The sequence below is a fragment of the Streptomyces sp. NBC_01549 genome (assembly GCF_026339955.1).
In the GTDB taxonomy this organism is placed as follows: domain Bacteria; phylum Actinomycetota; class Actinomycetes; order Streptomycetales; family Streptomycetaceae; genus Streptomyces.
Genome location: NZ_JAPEPW010000001.1, coordinates 6231715 through 6249729 on the forward strand (window position 1 = coordinate 6231715; position 18015 = coordinate 6249729).

Annotated in this window: 15 protein-coding genes, 1 pseudogene and 1 riboswitch; of the genes and pseudogenes, 12 read left to right on the forward strand and 4 right to left on the reverse strand. The window is 69.6% G+C overall.

Features of this window, described 5'->3' with window-relative positions:
• Window positions 1-180: 180 nt before the first annotated feature.
• On the forward strand, window positions 181-1299 hold the full coding sequence (locus tag OG819_RS27870) for a glycoside hydrolase family 6 protein (protein ID WP_266652865.1): 1119 nt from the start codon (window positions 181-183) through the stop codon (window positions 1297-1299).
• A 114-nt stretch (window positions 1300-1413) separates the two neighbouring features.
• On the opposite strand, the gene OG819_RS27875 is transcribed toward OG819_RS27870, so the two are convergent.
• Window positions 1414-5685, reverse strand: coding sequence for a discoidin domain-containing protein (locus tag OG819_RS27875; RefSeq protein WP_266651442.1), 4272 nt, complete (start codon window positions 5683-5685; stop codon window positions 1414-1416).
• Between the two features lie 715 nt (window positions 5686-6400).
• Window positions 6401-7339: pseudogene (locus tag OG819_RS27880) on the reverse strand (uracil-xanthine permease family protein); the annotation flags it as partial.
• Window positions 7340-7342: 3 nt separating this feature from the next.
• Here OG819_RS27880 and OG819_RS27885 point away from each other — a divergent pair.
• Both OG819_RS27885 and OG819_RS27890 read left to right on the forward strand, forming a co-directional pair.
• A complete protein-coding gene (locus tag OG819_RS27885; protein ID WP_266651443.1) occupies window positions 7343-7492 on the forward strand; it encodes a hypothetical protein in 150 nt (49 codons plus the stop codon).
• A gap of 140 nt (window positions 7493-7632) precedes the next feature.
• Entirely contained in the window at window positions 7633-8364 is a 732-nt protein-coding gene (locus OG819_RS27890) for an HAD family hydrolase (RefSeq protein ID WP_266623065.1), read from the forward strand.
• A 7-nt stretch (window positions 8365-8371) separates the two neighbouring features.
• Here the strand turns inward: OG819_RS27890 and OG819_RS58620 are convergent, their stop codons facing one another.
• Window positions 8372-8662, reverse strand: coding sequence for a TetR/AcrR family transcriptional regulator C-terminal ligand-binding domain-containing protein (locus tag OG819_RS58620; RefSeq protein WP_323138108.1), 291 nt, complete (start codon window positions 8660-8662; stop codon window positions 8372-8374).
• A gap of 77 nt (window positions 8663-8739) precedes the next feature.
• Here OG819_RS58620 and OG819_RS27900 point away from each other — a divergent pair, with 77 nt between their 5' ends.
• The gene (locus tag OG819_RS27900) at window positions 8740-10005 is read left to right on the forward strand and encodes an alginate lyase family protein (RefSeq protein WP_266651444.1); all 1266 of its coding nucleotides are present in this window, start codon (window positions 8740-8742) and stop codon (window positions 10003-10005) included.
• Window positions 10006-10104: 99 nt separating this feature from the next.
• Complete coding sequence (locus OG819_RS27905; protein ID WP_266623058.1) at window positions 10105-10566, forward strand: thioesterase family protein; 462 nt, start codon at window positions 10105-10107, stop codon at window positions 10564-10566.
• Here OG819_RS27905 and OG819_RS27910 read toward each other — a convergent pair.
• On the reverse strand, window positions 10526-11737 hold the full coding sequence (locus OG819_RS27910) for an MFS transporter (RefSeq protein ID WP_266623056.1): 1212 nt from the start codon (window positions 11735-11737) through the stop codon (window positions 10526-10528). The genes OG819_RS27905 and OG819_RS27910 overlap by 41 nt on opposite strands.
• Before the next feature lie 120 nt (window positions 11738-11857).
• Between OG819_RS27910 and OG819_RS27915 the strand changes: the two genes are divergently transcribed.
• From OG819_RS27915 to hisG, 7 genes are all read left to right on the forward strand, one after another.
• Window positions 11858-13102, forward strand: a complete 1245-nt coding sequence (locus OG819_RS27915; RefSeq protein ID WP_266651445.1) for an ROK family transcriptional regulator — start codon at window positions 11858-11860, stop codon at window positions 13100-13102.
• Window positions 13103-13421: 319 nt separating this feature from the next.
• A riboswitch (FMN riboswitch) is annotated at window positions 13422-13552 on the forward strand.
• 153 nt (window positions 13553-13705) lie between these two features.
• Window positions 13706-14341, forward strand: coding sequence for a riboflavin synthase (locus tag OG819_RS27920; protein WP_266416490.1), 636 nt, complete (start codon window positions 13706-13708; stop codon window positions 14339-14341).
• Window positions 14338-14979: a nicotinamide mononucleotide transporter family protein gene (locus tag OG819_RS27925; RefSeq protein WP_266623053.1), complete on the forward strand. Its 642-nt coding sequence runs from the start codon at window positions 14338-14340 to the stop codon at window positions 14977-14979. The genes OG819_RS27920 and OG819_RS27925 overlap by 4 nt, the downstream gene beginning before the upstream one ends.
• Entirely contained in the window at window positions 14976-16274 is a 1299-nt protein-coding gene (locus OG819_RS27930; protein WP_266651446.1) for a bifunctional 3,4-dihydroxy-2-butanone-4-phosphate synthase/GTP cyclohydrolase II, read from the forward strand. Before OG819_RS27925 ends, OG819_RS27930 begins: the two co-directional genes overlap by 4 nt.
• A 22-nt stretch (window positions 16275-16296) precedes the next feature.
• Window positions 16297-16782 (forward strand): 6,7-dimethyl-8-ribityllumazine synthase, encoded by a 486-nt coding sequence (gene ribH / locus OG819_RS27935; RefSeq protein WP_266581013.1) that lies wholly within the window; start codon window positions 16297-16299, stop codon window positions 16780-16782.
• A gap of 34 nt (window positions 16783-16816) precedes the next feature.
• The gene (locus OG819_RS27940; RefSeq protein ID WP_086764978.1) at window positions 16817-17089 is read left to right on the forward strand and encodes a phosphoribosyl-ATP diphosphatase; all 273 of its coding nucleotides are present in this window, start codon (window positions 16817-16819) and stop codon (window positions 17087-17089) included.
• Window positions 17090-17145: 56 nt separating this feature from the next.
• On the forward strand, window positions 17146-18003 hold the full coding sequence (gene hisG, locus OG819_RS27945) for an ATP phosphoribosyltransferase (protein ID WP_266623049.1): 858 nt from the start codon (window positions 17146-17148) through the stop codon (window positions 18001-18003).
• The last annotated feature ends 12 nt before the right edge of the window (window positions 18004-18015 follow it).

Below are 18015 nucleotides of genomic sequence, written 5' to 3' on the forward strand. Positions count from 1 at the left end.
TGACGCCTGGCCGGGCGCATCCCCGGAACGGGGGAACACGCCCGTGTCGGGAGGAGCGGATCTGGCCGGCGGTGGCGGGAACGTGGTGGGAACCGGGGGGAGCGGTACGTGTCTGGCTTACGTGCGCGGCGCCTGGCCGCACGCAGGGCCGAGCGCAGGCGGGTGGCCCGGCGCGCCGCCATGGTCGCGGCGGCCTCGGTGGTCATGGCGGTCGGCGCGGTGACGGGGACGATGTCCGCCCTCGACCGCGAGCGCCCCTCCGACGACGCCCGACCGCTGGTGACCCGCTCGCCCGGCCTCCGGCAGCCGCCCGCCGTACCGACTCCCTCCCCGACCAGGACCTCCGCCTCGCCGCCCCCGTCGTCGCACCCCCCGTCCCCGAAGCCGAGCCCGACGCCCACCCCGAGCAGGAAGGAGCCGAAGGCCGTGGCGTCCCCCGCCCTGCTCTACAGCCACCCCGACTCCCAGGTCCTGGACTGGGTCGCGGCCCACCCCGGTGACTACCGGCGCGCGGTCATCGAGTCCCGGATCGCCGACCGTCCGGCCGCCGTCTGGTTCGCCGACTTCACGTCGGCCACCATCACCGCGCGGGTCAGGGCGGTGACCGCGGGCGCCGCCGCCGAGGGCCGGGTCCCCGTCGTCGTGCCGTACGCCATCCCGCAGCGCGACTGCGGCGGGGCCTCACAGGGCGGCGCGCCCGACCTCGCCGCGTACGACGGCTGGATCGACGACTTCGCGGCGGGCCTCGGCGACGACGAGGTCATCGTCGTCCTGGAGCCCGACTCGGTCGCCCAGGCCGGCTGCCTCCCCGCGAGCGACCGTGCCGCCCGCTTCGCCTCGCTGGCCCGTGCCGGCCGCGTCCTCAAGGCCGCCGACCCCAGGGCCCGCGTCTACTACGACGCCGGCCACTCCGCCTGGAACCCGGCCGCCCGGCAGGCCGCGCTCCTCGAACAGGCGGGCGCCGCCTCTGGCGCGTCCTCCGACGGCATCTTCACCAACGTGTCCAACTTCCACCGTACGAACGACGAGATCATCTACGCCCGGCAGGTGCTGTCCGCGCTGGGCGGCCCCGCGCGCCTGGGTGCCGTCATCGACACCAGCCGCAACGGCAACGGCGCGCCGGCCGACGGGGAGTGGTGCGATCCGGCGGGCCGGAAGATCGGCCGGGCGCCGACCCTGGACACCGGCCAGGCCGGGATCGACGCCTATCTGTGGGTGAAGCTGCCGGGGGAGTCGGACGGCTGCAAGGGCACACCGGGGACGTTCTCGGCGGAGTACGCCTATGAGCTGGCGCGCTGATCCTCGCCCTCGGCCTGGTCGTAGGAGGACGTGCCGGAGTCCGGCAGCGGCTCCTGCGCGAAGCGGGGCCACCCTTGTGGAGGGCGGCCCCGCTCGATGCGGTGCGGTCGGGAGCTACTGGATGTTGATCTGGAAGGTGGTGGTCTTGTTGCGGATGTCCTCCGCGTTGCCGCTCATCCGCAAGTTGCGGAAAGTGGCCGCACCGACGGCGGGTCCCTGACCGGGCTCGGGCAGCTCGTTGGCCCAGATGCCGAACCCGGACTTCGCGTCGAACGCGTCCCCACTCTTCTTGGAGTTGGTGATGGAGATGTCGGTGAAGATCGTGTCCTTCACCGGGAACTGCGGCTGGCCGCCGACGTAGTTGGTCTGGAACATCACTCCTCCGTAGGTGGAGTCGTCGATGTCGACGTCGTTGACGCGGATGCCCTGGAAGACCTTGGAGGCCGAGAACGCCCAGATGGCCGGGAAGACCTGCGAGCCCCAGAAGTGGCCGCCCGTTCTGTCCAGGGAGACGTTCTCGATCGTCGTCGGATCGGTCCCGAAGCCGTTCATCGGGTAGCCGAAGTCCAGCGAGGAGATCGTGATGCCGGAGTAGACCAGGGTGTCGGCGACCCGGATGTTGCGGAAGGTGTTGTTGTAGCCGCCGTAGACGGCGATACCGGCCGCACGCCAGGTGAGCGTCGACGTCAGGTTCTCGTAGAGGTTGTTCTTCTCGTCGGCGCCGCCCGCGTCGATCGCCGAGAAGAGGGCGAAGCTGTCGTCGCCCGTGGCGCGGGCGTCGTTGTTGACGACGTGGTTGTCCGTGGAGCCGTTCGTCATGTTGATGCCGTCGGCGAACGTGTCGCGGATGCGGGAGTTCTTGATGGTCATGTTGTCGGTGTTGGCGCCCCAGTAGAGGCACACCATGTGCTCGACCCAGATGTCGTCGATGGTGATGTTGGAGACGTTGGAGAAGTCGAACACCTTGCCCGGACCGTCGATCCGGGACGTGTAGTTGCCGAAGTAGGCGAAGTCGGCGAACGACGAGCCGCCCGCGGTGGCCTCGGCCCGGAAGCCCACGTCGGTGTTCTCCTGCGAGGTGGGTGCGTGGAAGCGGGTGAACCACGGCCCGGCTCCGACGACCTTGACCGCCTTGCCGTAGACCTGGAACTTGCTGGAGGTCTCGTAGTCTCCGGCGGGCAGGTAGACGCCGACGAGCTTGCCCGTGGTGTCCATGCGGACCTTGTCGAGCGCGTTCTGTACGTCCTGGTGGGAGAAGCCGGCCGGGACCGTGTACGTGGCCGGGTCCGGGTTCGGGTTCGCCGTCGCCTGTTCGGTGTTGATGAAGTCGACGGCGTAGGTGGAGGTGTTGGCCGCGTCCTTCTGGAGCCGGATCTTGGAACCGGCGGGGACGGTCTTGCCGAGCAGTACGTTCGCCTCGTCGTAGATGTGGCGCTGGGCACCGGAGCCGGGCGAGTTGCCGGGCGAGGTCTCGTTTCCGTAGAGCCAGGCGTACTTCGAGGTGAGGTCGATGGCCTTGAGGAACTGGCCGTCCACGTAGACGTTGAGCGTCGTGTCGGTGCCGTCCGGGATCGAGAAGCGCGTCACCAGGGTGTTGGTCGCCGCGCGGGTGGTCCACTCGACGTACTGGCCGGTCCCGTTGAGGGTCACCGCCTTGCGCCCGCTCGCCTCGCCCGCGATGTCGCCGATGGTCCGGTTCGGGCCGACGACCTTGGCACCGCCGCCGACCGTGCCGTCCTCGGCCTCGTACATGTCGTACGGCATGTCCGCGCCGCGGCCGACGAACAAGGACTGCGTGGTGGTGTTGTTGGCCCGCTTGACCGGGAGTTCGTTGGCGTCGTCGGCGATGACCGTCTTGACGGTGTACTTGCCGTTGGCGGCCGTCCATGAGCCGAGGCCGACCGGTGCGGTCGTCTGGCCGGCCGCGATGGCGCCGTTGTAGGAGCCGGTGAGCGTCTTGACGGTGGCGCCGCCCGCGTCCTGGACCGTCAGCGTGACGCCATGGGCGCCGGAGGCCGAGGCCACCGTCCCCTGGTTCTTGATCGCGACGGTGAACGCGACGTTGTCGCCCGCCGAGGCGCTGGAGGGCGTCCAGGCGACCGGAGCGGCGACCAGGTCCGAGCTGGAGACGGGCTTGACGACGAGGGAGTCGGAGCGGGTGAAGACGTTGTTCGCCTCGTTCTGCTCGATGACCTTGTTCGACGGGTCCACCTCGGCGCCGACCGGGTAACTGCCCGCATCCCGGGCGCCGATGCTCGCCGTGACCGCCGTCGACTCGCCGGCCGCGAGGGCCGGGACGTCCGCGGTGGCGGCCTTGGTGCCGCCGAGCGTGAAGTTCAGGTCGGTGGCCTTGGACGCCCTGGGGCCGCTGTTGGTGACGGTCGCCGTCAGGCTGATGGCGTCCGACTCGACCGGGGCCGCGGGTGTGTTGGTGACGCCCGTGACCTTGAGGTCCGGGTTGGCGGCCGGAGCGCCGATCACCTGGAGCTCGGCGACCTGCGCGCCGGGAGCACCGGAGTTGGAGGTGAACTTGAGCTGGATGTCGGCGGCGGCGCCGGAGACCGGGATGGTCACCGTGTTGCCGCTCGACGGGTTGAAGGTGTAGTCCTTCGCGGCCACGAGGCTGGTGAACGCGGTCGCGTCCTGGTCGCGGCCGAGCACCTGGATGTTCTGCGTACGCGTGGACCAGGCGGCATCGGGGTTGAGCTTGACGACCACCTGGTTGAGGTCGGCGTCGGCACCCAGCTTGGTGGTGAGGGTGGCCGGGTAGGCGCCGCCCGCGCTCTCCCAATAGGTGCCTGTCTGCCCGTCGTTGGCGTTCGTGGCGACGTAGGTGAAGGTGTACGAGGAGGCCTCGATGGGCTTGCCCTGGGCGAGGTCGGAACCGCCGCCGGAACCGGTCCGGGTGACGCTGTTGCTCGCCACCGACACGTTCCCTGCGGCGTCTTTCGCCTTCACGTAGTAGGTGACCGTGGCCCCCGCCGACGGAGTGTCGGTGTACGTCGTGACGTCACCCGCCACGGTCTTGACGACCTGGCCGTTGGCGTAGACGTCGTAGCCGGTGACCTGGACGTTGTCGCTCGACGCCTGCCAGGTGAGCTGCACGTCGTTGCCCGACTGCGTGTAGGCGAGGTTTCCGGGCGCGGTGGGGGCCTGGGTGTCACCGCTCGACCCCTTGCGGGTGACGCTGTTGCTGTCGGCGGACACGTTGCCCGCTGCGTCCTTGGCCCGCACGAAGTACGTGATGTCGCTGCCGGCCGGCTGGGTGTCGGTGTAGGTCAGGACGTTCCCGGCGACGCTCGCCCGCAACTGGCCGTTCGCGTAGATGTCGTAGCCGGTCACGGCCGTGTCGTCGGTGGCCGCGCTCCAGGTCAGTCTGATCTGCCCGGTGGCCGGCTCGGTGTAGCTCAGGTTGGACGGCGCCGTGGGTGCCTGGGTGTCGCCGGTCGCCGGTCCGTAGACCTCCAGCTCGGACGCCTGCCCGGCGGGCCAGCCGGTATTGGCGGTGAACAGCGCGCGCACGTACCGCGTGGTGGTCGTGTCGAAGGAGATGGTCGTCGACTGGTCGTTGGAGCTGTCGAAGGTGTACGCCTTCGAGGCCGTCAGGTCGGTGAAGTTCTGGTTGTCGGTCGAGCCCTGGACCTTGAACGTCTGGCTGCGGCTCGGCCAGCCGCCGGGCAGCCGCAACGTTACCTGGTTGATCTTGACCGACGAGCCGAGATCGACCTGGAGCCACTGCGGGAAGGCGTTGTTGGTGCTCTCCCAGTAGGTGTTGCGGTTGCCGTCACCGGCGTTGGCCGCGCCGTAGACGTCGGCGTGCCCGCTCTCGGTGAAGGGTTTGCCCTGCGCGAGGTTGGGTGTCGCGGCGGCGGTCGTGAGGACCTGCATCTCGGCGAGCTGAGCGGTGCCGGCGACCGAGTTGGCGCTGAAGTCGGCCCGTACGTACCGGGCGAGGGTCGTGGGGAAGGAGACCTTCACCGTGTTGTCGTTGCCGGGGCTGAAGACGTACTGCGTCGACGACTTGAGCGTGGCGAAACTCTTTCCGTCGGCGCTTGTCTGGAGCGCCAGTGTCTGCTTGCGGGTCTGCCAGTGCTCGGGCAGCCGCAGCACGACCTGGCGGACGCGCTTGGTCCGTCCGAGGTCGGTCTGCACCCACTGGGCCGACTTCTTTCCGGCCTGCCAGTAGGTGTCGGTGTCGCCGTCGGTGACGTTGGCTGCGGCGTGTGCGCCGCGGGTGCTGCCCGCCGTGGTCACGGCGTCCGCGGCGGCGTTGGGGCCGCCGGCCGCGTGTGCGCCGACGGCGGGCAGGCCCAGAACCATGACGGCGGAGGCGAGCACGGCGGTCGTTGCGCGCCGCCTTGTGGATCTCTGCTTGTGTCGAGTCATGCGGGGTCACTTCCTGCGGAGGCTCGCGCGCCGGTGGGGCGGCGAGGGCGGCTCGTTTCCGGCGGAGTGGTGCAGAAAGGTGCAGGACGATCAGTGCGGAGCGGGGTGCGGTGCGTACAGGCGACAGGAGCCGACCTGACGGAGAAGATCTCCATCAGGGCACCATGTGGGCAGGATTTTGCGTTGTTTCATCGAAATATTGCAGAGTGGCATGGGTGGGTCTACAGCTGGAACGGCACAATATTCACCAGAAGCACCCATCACTCAGGAGCGATGGCGGCGCGGGCGCCACTTCCGAGCCGATGAGGCGGCCAAATGGCAGGCGTCGGAGTCAGATTTACGGGCCCGCGCAGTCCGGTCCGCGACACGGCGGTGGTTGCGGACTTGCGCTCCGAGACCGCAAGTGAACGCAAGATGCGCAAATTCTTGCGCGAATCTGCGTCGCGGGTGGTGGGTTACCGACGGGGCGAGTCCTCGTCCCCAGCGTGCCGGCGTCCTACAGGACGCCGGCATCGACGCCACGCGCCGAGCGTGCTGCCGCTGTCTCCGCCTGGAGGCGCTGTGCGAGCGTGGGCTGGCGGCCGGGCATGGCTGGACGCTGGACACGGAGCAGCTCCTTGCGCCGCATCAGCAGCAGGTGAACGTCCTGGCGAACCAGGGTCTGGTGGAGCTTGCCTGTCGGGAGGTTCGTATGACTCGGCCCCGTGGTGGACGCCTACGACTCCTTCTGGTGGTCGTACTCCGTCAGGCCGCCGTCCAAAAGGGCCGGTCGGTCCGTGCCCGCGGCCTTGGAGAGCCAGTGCAGAGAGTGGTAGCCGGTCAGCACCAGGATGGTGCCGAGGGCGATGCCGTTGAGCTCGAAGTTGTCGGTGATCTTCAGGCTCACGCCGCCGACGCCCACGATCACGCCGGCCGCAGCCGGGATCAGGTTGAGCGGCTGGGAGAAGTCGACCTTGTTGCGGATCCAGATCTGGGCGCCGAGCAGGCCGATCATGCCGTAGAGGATCACAGTGATGCCGCCGAGGACACCGCCCGGAATCGCGGCCACGACCGCGCCGAACTTCGGACAGAGGCCGAAGAGCAACGCGAAGAACGCCGCGCACATGTAGGCAGCCGTCGAGTAGACGCGGGTCGCGGCCATGACGCCGATGTTCTCCGCGTACGTGGTCGTCGCCGGGCCTCCGGCAACCGTCGAGATCATGGTCGCCGCGCCGTCCGCCATGATGGCGGTGCCGATCCTGTCGTCCAACGGGTCGCCCGTCATCTCGCCGACGGCCTTGATGTGACCGGTGTTCTCTGCGACCAGAGCGATCAGGACCGGAAGGGCCACGATGATCGCCGATCCGCTGAACGAGGGGGCGTGCAGGTGGGGGAAACCGATCCAGTCGGCCTCCTTGACCGGGGTCAGGTCGAGGCGCCAGTGATCGACGACCTTGCCGCCCGCGTCCGCCGAGTGGATCTTGCCCGCCGTCAGGTCGAGGATCCACGAGAGCAGGTATCCGAAGATGAGGCCCAGGAAGATCGCGATGCGGGACCAGAAGCCCCGCAGTACGACCAGAGCAAGGCCGGTGAACATCATCGTGGCGAGCGCGGTCCACTGGTCCTGCGGCCAGTACGTCGACGCGGTCACGGGGGCGAGGTTGAAGCGGATCAGCCGGTGGTCCTACATGACTTGATCCGGGCACTGCGCGCCGACGGCGCGTCCGATGAGGCCGACCGCATGGAGTCTTCGGCGATCTCGGCCAACCCGGCCTTCGTCCGGATGCCTGGACGGGACGGTGCCCAGGCAATCCCGGACGAGGACTGACATCCGGCGGCCACGAAGGGGAATTCGGGACTTCCGCAGACCGCGAGTCTCCGGCAGTGCGCGCACCGGCGCGGCCGCCCAGTACGTTGACGCGGGACCCACTACGGCGTCAGGGGCAAGCGCCACGAGATGATCACCCTGTGGCGGATGTGGTTTTCTTCGATCTGGACGGCACCCTGGTCGATCATCGAAGCGCGGTCTGGGAAGCGATCGGCCGGATCGTCCAGGCCGCGCCGAACGCGACGGCTCCACCGGAGGAGCTGGTGACGTTGTGGTGGACGCTCGAGGGGCGCCACATGCGGGAGTACCTGGCCGGTCAGTGCTCGTTCGCTGAGCATCACCGGCACAGGCTCCGTTCCTTCCTGCCGATGCTCGGCGAGCCGGTTCCTGAAAGTCCCGGCCTTCTGGACGCCTGGATCGCCGAGCGCTACCTCACCGTGTTCGAGGAGTCCTGGCGGTGCTATCCCGATGTCCAGCCATGCCTGGAGACCCTGAAACGGCTTCCCCGAGGACCGCGTTTGGCTGTTCTCACCAACGGGGACCCCGAGCAGCAGCGTGCCAAGCTCGCCCGCTTCGGCCTCCTGGAGTACTTCGAAGCCGTCCTGACCCCGACCGAGCTCGGTGTGGCCAAGCCCGTCGCTTACGCCGCCGCCTGCCGGTGGATGCGGACGGACCCCGCGCAGGCGGTCAACGTGGGTGACATGCTGGAAAGCGACGTGAACGCGGCTGCCCTCGCCGGGCTCACCGGCATCTGGCTGGACCGCGGCGTCGACTTCGTCACCGGTGGACCATCGCCGACGGCAGACGAGACGGTGCTCCGCATCGAACGGCTCACCGACCTCCCCGACCACCTGTCACGCATGAACGTCTGACCGGCTCTCACGAACCTCGGCGTGGTGTGAGGGCCAGGAGTTCGGTCTTCTCCTCGATGGCCTTGGCTTTCGACCGGAGGGAAAGCGAGGCAAGCTGCCGACCCGCCGCCTCGTCCAGCGGCGCGTGGTCGAGCAGCAGCCGATACCACAGCACGCCGTACACAACGTCGATGAGAAGCAGCGCCTGGACCATCGGGCCGATCAGGCCTGGACGCTGACCGCGCCGCTGAAAGTCAGCGCGCGCCGAGGTCCATGGTGGGTTTCGCTTTCCTCGTACGTGAAACTTCGTCCGGACCATTGTCACGGGTACCTGGCAGTTCTACGCTCGCACGGTCTTACTCATGAACTGCGTTCACATCTCTGATCGGAGCCTCGATGAGTGCAAGACCCCGTCTGGCTGTTCTGCTCGCCGGCCTGGCGACCTTCGCGGCGGTCGTCGTCCCCTCCGCCTCGGCCCACGCGGCGCCGAAGGTTCCCCGGACCGCCGTCCTCGACGGCACCCGGCTCCAGGAGACCCGGCTCCGCCTCGACCGCGGTGATCTCCAACTGAAGCGCACCCTCAAGGACTTGACGGCCCGCGCCGACAACTGGCTGACCCAGGGCCCCTGGACGGTCGTCGACAAGCCCAAGCCCGCCCCCGGCGGGGACGTCCACGACTACCTCAGCCAGGCCCCGTACTGGTGGCCCTCCCAGTCGAAGACCGACGACAACCCCTGGGGCTGCCCGTACGTCCAGCGCGACGGTCAGCGCAACCCCGAGGTCGACACCGGCACCGACCGCCAGGACGTCGAGAAGGTCTTCGACTCGACCTACGATCTCGCGCTCGCCTGGTACTACACCGGCAGGAAGCAGTACGCCGAGAAGGCCGCCACCGTCCTGCGCACCTGGTTCCTCGCCCCGGCCACCCGGATGAACCCGAACCTGAACCACGGGCAGTTCATCCCCTGCAAGTACGACGGCCGGGCCATCGGCATCATCGACTTCTCGCAGTCGTACACCAGCGTCCTGGACGCGATCGCGATCCTGGAGACGGGCGCCCCCGGCTGGTCGAAGAGCGACCGCACCGCCATGCGCGCCTGGAACACCGACTACCGCGACTGGCTGGAGAACAGTGCCTTCGGCGGCGAGGAGGGCGCCGCGGAGAACAACCACGGCACCTTCTACGACATGCAGCTCGCCGCCCTGGCGTACGCGACCGGCGACGAGGACCTCGCCCGCCGGACCGTCCTCGGCGCGGAGCCCAAGCGGATCGACCCACAGGTCGCCGCCGACGGCAGCCAGCCCCAGGAGCTCACCCGCACCCGCAGCTGGCACTACTCGACCTTCGACCTCGTCGCCTACACCCGCCTCGCGGCCATCGGCCGACACGTCGGCGTGAACCTTTGGCGGTACACGGGGCCCGACGGCCAGAGCCTGGCCAAGGCCGTCGACTATCTGCTGCCCGCCGCGACGGGCGCCACGCCGTGGCCCCACCCGGAGCTGGAGTTCCACCGCTACGCGGCCAGTGACATCGTGCACGCCGCGGCCGACGCGGGTGACCGGGCGGCCCGAGCCGCGGTGCCGAAGCTGGAGACACCGCCCGGCGGCGACCTGTGGGCGCTACGGCCCGCCGCCGAGCAGCTGGACTCGATCGCCGGCTGACCGGAGGCGTACGAACACCCTGATCAGGGGTTCCTGAGCGGCCGCTTAGGATGGAGGTGTACCCACCGTCCCCACCCGGCACCCTCAGGAGCCCCGCCCGTGACCGCCGAAGCCCCCGCCGCCCCCGCCCTCGCCTACGGGCGGCTCCTCCCCGTCACCGTCCACTTCGACGACCTGGACGCACTCGGCCTGCTCCACAACGCCCGCTACCCGCTGATGGTCGAACGCGCCTGGGCCGCCCTCTGGAACGACCACGGCTTCCTCGGCTACGAGGGCGACTGGGAGGCGGCGGGCGACTTCTGCAACGCCGTCAAGGAACTCCGGATCAGCTACGAGGCCCCGATCAACCGCCCCGGAGAGTACGCCGTCCACCTCTGGCTGGAACGCCTGGGGAACACCGGACTGACGTACGGCTTCCGCTTCTGCTCGGCCGACGCAGCGATCACCTACGCGTACGGGACGCGGGTCCTCGTCCGGCTCGACGCCGCGACGCTGCGCCCCACGCCGTGGAGCGACCGCTTCAGGGCCGCGGGTCGGGAACTGCTGCGCTCGCGGGACTGACCTTGGGCCGGTCCCGCTCGCCCGCGCGCAGCACCCCCGCGAACGCGACAAGGCCACACGCCAGTACCGTGACCAGCCCGAACGACACCACCAGGCTCGTCGCCTGCGCCAGTGTGCCGATCGCGCTCGGCGCCACCAGGCCCGAGGTGTACGTGATGGTGGCGACGCCCGCGATGGCCTGACTGGGGTTGGGGCCGCTGTGCCCCGCCGCCGCGAAGCAGAGCGGGACGACGACCGCGATGCCGAGGCCCAGGAGGGCGAAGCCGCTCATCGCCACGGCGGGATGGTCCGCGACGACGATGAGAAGCCCACCGAGCACGGCCAGTACGCCACCGGCCCGCACCGTGCGCACCGCGCCGAACCGGTTGACCACCGCGTCGCCCACGATCCGGGCCAGTGCCATGGTCAGCATGAATCCGGTCGTCGAGGCCGCCGCGAGACCGGCCGAGGTGCCCAGCTCGCCCTTCAGGTAGACCGCGGACCAGTCCAGGCTGGCGCCCTCGGCGAACACGGCGCAGAAGCCGATCGCGCCGATCAGCAGGGCGGACTTGGGCGGCAGCGCGAACCGCGGGGGCGGGGCCTCGTCCTCGGCCGGTCGCAGGTCCAGCACCCACCGGCAGGCGGTGAGGCCCAGGACCGTCAGGACCCCGGCCGCCAGCGCGTGGTGCAGGCGTGCGTCCGAACCGAGGTGTGCGGCGAGGGTGCCGCCGGCCGAGCCGATCAGGGCGCCCGCGCTCCACATGCCGTGCAGCCCCGACATGATCGACTTGCCGAGGCGGCTCTCTATCTCGACGCCGAGCGCGTTCATCGCCACGTCCGCCATGCCCGCCGACGCGCCGTAGACGAAGAGGGCCGGGCACAGCGTGTAGATGTTCGGCGCGAGGGACGGGAGGATCAGCGACAGCGTCCACAGGGACATCAGCCCGCGCAGCGCGGTGCGGGCGCCGAAGCGGTGGCTGATCCGGCCCGCCAGGGGCATCGCGACGGAGGCCCCGATCGCCGGGAACGCGAGGGCCAGTCCGAGCTGGCCCGTGCTGACGGACGCGTGGTCCTGGATCCAGGGGACACGGGTCGCGAACGAGCCCGTCACCGCTCCGTGCACCGCGAAGACGGCGGCCACGGCGTACCGCGCCCGCTTCACCTCACGCAGGTCGTCGACCATGTAACCCATCTTTCCCGCCCCTCCAGGCTCCGCTCCCCGCGCTGCCGCCGTAAACTATCAGGAACCCTGCCTGATAGATAGATGATTTACTGGCCGCCGACCGAGCGACTGATCTGGGAGGATCCCGGCATGCCCGCATCACCGAGCACCGCCAGGGCCATCAACGACCGCGTCGCCCTGCGCCTGCTCCAGCAGGAAGGCCCCCTGACGGCAGGGCAGTTGAAGCAGCTCACGGGGCTGTCCCGGCCCACCGTCGCCGACCTCGTCGAACGCCTCACGGCCGCCGGACTGATCGACGTGGTGGGGGAGTCCGGGGAGCAGCGCCGCGGCCCCAACGCCCGTCTGTACGGGATCGTCGCCGACCGGGCCCAACTCGCCGCCCTCGACGTCCGCACCGAGGGCGTCTCGGTCGTCGTCTGCGACCTCCTCGGCAGGGAACTGGCGCGGGCGTCGGTGCCCATCGCGGACGACACCGGCACCGGTCCCGCCGTCGAGCAGGCGGTCACGCTGGTCGAACGCGCGGCCAAGGAGGCCGGGGCGGAGCGCCTGCACACGGTCGGCGTCGGAGCCCCCGGCCTCATCGACCCCGCCACCGGCGAACTGCGCGACTCCTCCGGCCTGCCCGAGTGGCACCGCCGCCTGGTCGCCGCCCTCCAGGAACGGCTGCCCGCCCGCGTCATCGTCGAGAACGAGACGAACCTCGCCGCCCTCGCGGAACAGCGTGACGGTGTCGCCCGCGACCGCGACACGTTCGTCCTGCTCTGGCTCGGCCACGGCACCGGTGCGGCCGTCGTCCTCGACGGCAGACTCCGCCGTGGTGCGTCCGGCGGCACCGGTGAGATCGGCTTCCTGCCGGTACCGGGCACATCGACGCTGCCCTCGGCGACGGACTGTGAGGGGGGATTCCACTCCCTGGCGGGGTCCGCCGCGATCGCGGAACTCGCGTCCGGGTACGGGCTGGTGGCGGCGCCGACGTCGTCCGGCGAACCGCAGGCGGCGGCGCTGGTGCGGCAGGCGGTGGCGGCCCTTTCCTCGCCCTCGTCCTCACCCTCGTCCTCGGCCTCGGCCTCCTCTTCCTCTTCCTCTTCCTCCGGAGCCGACCGCTTCCTCTCCGCCCTCGCCGACCGCCTCGCCGTCGGCGCCGCGTCCGTCGTGGCCGTCCTCGACCCCGGATGCGTGGTGCTCGGCGGGGAGGTGGGGCAGGCGGGCGGGGAGGTGCTGGCCGCGCGGGTCGGCGAGCGACTCGTCCGGATGTCCCCGCTGCCGGTCGAGGTGCGTGCGAGCACGCTGGGCGGCGGTGCGGTGCTCCGCGGAGCTCTCCTGACCGCCCGGGAATCAGCCCAGGACGACCTTTTCGCGCCGCGCCCCCGGTGATTCCACTCGGGCGACCCCTCGGAAGGTGAGACCCGGCGGCGGGGCAAGGGCCTCCGTCACCGCCACCGGGTCGCTCAAGGGGCGAGTGCTACGCCTCGGCTTCGACAAACCATTGATCATGGAACCCTAAGAGGACTAGACCAGAGTGGTCAATGGGTATGGACCAATAGGTCGAGCGTGTCAAGCGTGAGCGGCCTCGCGGTAGTTGACCTCTCGCGATTCGTCGTGGAAGTCCATCCGGACGGCCTGTGAGGCACCCCACAGAGGTTCACGCGCATGGACGTGGATCAGGCGTGGCACACTGATGCTGTACCAGAAGCAGCGCACTCCGGGGTCGGTGAAAGTCCGAACCGGCGGTTATAGTCCGCGACCCGGTCGCTTCCAGCGGCCGGTTGACCAGGTGAAATTCCTGGACCGACGGTTAAAGTCCGGATGGGAGGCAGTGCGCGGCGGGCGGGCATTCGTGCGCGCTGCCGTTTGTTTCGACGTGTCCTTCGGGATATGTCGCCCCATGCGGCTCGCTGCCGGTGTCGCGGTCCGCTCATTCTGTCGTCATCGACAGGCCCCGGAGTCCGTGCCCTATGAGGCAGGAGGACCCGGGAAGTGTTCACCGGAATCGTCGAAGAGCTGGGTGAGGTCACCGCCGTCGAGATGCTCGACGACGCCTCCCGTTTCCGTCTGCGTGGCCCCGTCGTCACGCGGGGCGCGCAGCATGGCGACTCCATCGCCGTGAACGGCGTCTGTCTGACGGTCGTCGAACACGAAGGCGACGAATTCACCGCCGACGTCATGGCCGAAACCCTGGACCGCTCCAGCCTCGGCGCCCTGACCGTCGGCTCCCGCGTCAACCTGGAACGCCCGATGGCCGTGGGCGAGCGTCTCGGCGGGCACATCGTCCAGGGCCACGTCGACGGCACGGGCACGGTCATCGAGCGCAAGCCGTCCGAGAACTGGGAGATCGTGAAGATCTCGCTCCCGGCGGACCTCTCCCGTTACGTGGTCGAGAAGGGCTCCATCACCGTCGACGGCATCAGCCTGACGGTGGTCGACGCGGGCCCCGACTTCTTCACCGTCAGCCTCATCCCCACCACCCTCGACCTGACCACGCTCGGCCACAAGCAGTCCGGCGACCCGGTCAACCTCGAGGTGGACGTCATCGCCAAGTACGTCGAGCGACTGCTCGGTGCCCGTGGCGAGCAGCCGGTCGCGCTGCCCGACACCCAGGGGAGCGGGCAGTGAACTGGCTGAACTCCGAGGCGTTCACGCTCCTCGGGCAGCACATCATGTGGTCGGACATGATCGGCAACACGATCGGTCTGATCGCGCTCGCGCTCGGCTGGCTGCGCTCCATATGGAGCTGGCCCGTGCAACTCCTGTCCGGCGTCATCCTCTTCAGCGCCTTCGTCGGGCACCTCACCGGAAGCGCCGGCAAGCAGGTCGTGGTCATCGTCGTCGCCCTGTGGGGCTGGTGGCAGTGGAACCGCGGCAAGGACGAGAGTCGGGACGGTCACATCTCCGTACGGTTCGCCACCTGGCGCGAGCGCGCCTACATGGTGGGCGCCGCGGCCGTGGGCACCCTCGCGGTCAGCGGCCTGTTCCACGCGTACCCGACCCTGTCCTGGGACCCGTGGCCGGACGCGTACATCTTCGTCGGCACGATCGTCGCCATGTACGCGCAGGCCCGCGGCATGGTCGAGTTCTGGTTCGCCTGGCTGCTGGTCGACCTGGTGGGCGTCCCGCTCAACTTCGCCAACGGCTACGCGTTCTCCGGTTTCGTCTACGTCGTCTACGGCGCGCTCGTCCTGTCGGGCATGCGCGACTGGTGGCTGCGCTCCCGCAAGGCCGGGCAGCCCGTCCTGGAAGGAGCCCCCGCATGACCATGGCACCCGTCTGGTACAGCACCGGGCACGATCAAGATGCTTCGGACTTCGCGCTCGACCCGATCGAGAAGGCCATCGCCGACATCGCGGCGGGCCGCCCGATCGTGGTCGTCGATGACGAGGACCGGGAGAACGAGGGCGACCTCGTCATCGCCGCCGAGAAGGCGACCCCCGAGATCATCGCGTTCATGATGAGCGAGTGCCGCGGACTGATCTGCGCGCCGATGGAGGGCGACGAACTCGACCGCCTCCAGCTCCCGCAGATGGTGGAGAACAACACCGAGTCGATGAAGACCGCGTTCACCGTGTCCGTGGACGCCTCCGCCGTCCACGGCGTGTCCACCGGCATCTCCGCGGCCGACCGCGCCACCACACTGCGGCTGCTGGCCGGCGGCGAGGCCGAGGCGGGTGACTTCGTGCGCCCCGGCCACATCTTCCCGCTGCGTGCCAAGCCCGGCGGTGTCCTCGTCCGCAACGGCCACACCGAGGCCGCCGTCGACCTCGCCCGGCTCGCGGGCCTGCGCCCGGCCGGCGCGATCGTCGAGATCGCCGGTGAGGACGGACGCATGCTCCGTCTGCCCGAGCTGATCCCGTTCGCCCGCAAGCACGGCCTGACGATCATCTCCATCGAGGACCTGATCGCCTACCGCCGTACCGCCGAGCCCACGGTCCGCCGCGAAGCCAAGACCCAACTGCCCACCGCCTTCGGTGAGTTCACGGCGTACGGCTACCGTTCCACCGTCGACGGCGTCGAGCACGTCGCCCTCGTGCACGGCGAGATCGGCGACGGCGAGGACGTCCTCGTTCGTGTCCACTCCGAGTGCCTGACCGGCGACATCTTCCACTCGCTGCGCTGCGACTGCGGCCCCCAGCTCCAGACCTCCATGGAGCGCATCCAGGCCGAGGGCCGGGGCGTCGTGGTCTACCTGCGTGGGCACGAGGGGCGCGGCATCGGCCTGTTGTCCAAGCTGCGCGCCTACGAGCTCCAGGAGCGTGGCCGCGACACCCTCGACGCCAACCTGGAACTCGGCCTGCCCGCCGACGCCCGGGACTACGGCGCGAGCGCGCAGATCCTGGAGGACCTCGGCGTCCACAGCCTGCGCCTGCTGACCAACAACCCCGACAAGACCGACGCGCTGGTCCGGCACGGCCTCAAGGTCACGCGCCGGGAGCCGATGCCCGTACAGGCGGGCGAGCACAACCTCCGCTACCTGCGCACCAAGCGGGACCGGATGGGTCACGACCTGCCCTGGCTCGACACGGCCACCGTGTCCGCCTGCGGCAACCAGTAACAAGAAAGCACTGAGGAGAGACGTGAGCGGCAAGGGTGCACCTGAACTGTCCGTACGCAACTGCGGCGACCTGCGCGTCGCGGTCATCGCGGCACAGTGGCACGAAAAGGTGATGGACGGCCTCGTCAACGGCGCGCTGCGCGCCCTGCACGAGCTCGGGATCGACGAGCCGACCCTGCTCAGGGTCCCCGGCAGCTTCGAGCTGCCGGTCGTCGCCAAGGTCCTCGCGGGCCGCGGCTACGACGCGATCGTCGCGCTCGGCGTTGTCATCCGCGGCGGTACCCCGCATTTCGAATACGTGTGCCAGGGCGTCACCCAGGGCCTCACCCAGGTCTCCATCGACACCGGCGTCCCCATCGGCTTCGGCGTGCTGACCTGCGACACCGAGGAGCAGGCCCTCGACCGCGCGGGCATCGAGGGCTCCAACGAGGACAAGGGGCACGAGGCGGTGACCGCGGCCGTCGCGACCGCGGCCACGCTGCGCTCAGTATCCGAACCCTGGCGCTGAGGCAGGGGCGGTAGCGCGTAGGGTGGGCAGCATCATGTCCAAGAAGACGTTCGAGGAGCTCTTCACGGAGCTCCAGCAGAAGGCCGCCACGGGCGACCCCACCACTTCACGCACCGCCGAGCTGGTCGGCAAGGGCGTCCATGCCATCGGCAAGAAGGTCGTCGAAGAGGCCGCCGAGGTCTGGATGGCCGCCGAGTACGAGGGCAAGGACGCCGCCGCCGAGGAGATCTCGCAGCTCCTGTACCACGTCCAGGTGATGATGGTGGCGCGCGGGATCTCCCTCGACGACGTGTACGCCCACCTCTGAGCAGTAACCCCGCAATCCCGTACGTACCGTACGCACGAACGAAGGAAGCCGACCTCATGCTGCGCATCGCCGTCCCCAACAAGGGTTCCCTGTCAGGACCTGCGGCGGAGATGCTGCATGAGGCCGGCTACCAGCAGCGCCGGGAGTCCAAGGAACTGCGGATCGTCGACCCGGGCAACGAGGTCGAGTTCTTCTACCTCCGCCCCCGCGACATCGCGATCTACGTCTCCTCCGGCCGCCTCGACATCGGCATCACCGGCCGCGACCTGCTCATCGACTCGGGCGCCAACGCGGAGGAGATCCTCCCGCTCGGCTTCGCCCGCTCGACGTTCCGCTTCGCCACCAAGCCCGGCACGGCCAAGGGCATCGAGGACCTCGGCGGTATGACGGTCGCCACCTCGTACGAGGGCATCGTGGCCAAGCACCTCGCCGACAGCGGCATCGACGCCTCCGTCGTCCACCTCGACGGCGCCGTGGAGACCGCGATCGAACTCGGTGTCGCCGAGGTCGTCGCGGACGTCGTCGAGACCGGCACCTCGCTGCGCAACGCGGGTCTCGAGGTCTTCGGCGACCCCATCATGAAGTCCGAGGCCGTCGTCATCCGCCGCGTCGGGGTCGACACCGCCGAGGACGCCGAGCCCAAGGTGCAGCAGTTCCTGCGCCGTCTCCAGGGCGTCCTGGTCGCACGGACGTACGTGATGATGGACTACGACTGCCGCGCCGAGCACCTGGAGAAGGCCGTCGCGCTCACGCCCGGCCTGGAGTCGCCGACCATCTCCCCCCTGCACAACGAGGGCTGGGTCGCCGTCCGCGCCATGGTGCCCGCCAAGGAGGCCCAGCGGATCATGGACGACCTGTACGCCCTCGGCGCGCGGGCCATCCTGACCACGGCCATCCACGCCTGCCGTCTCTGAGGACCCCGACCG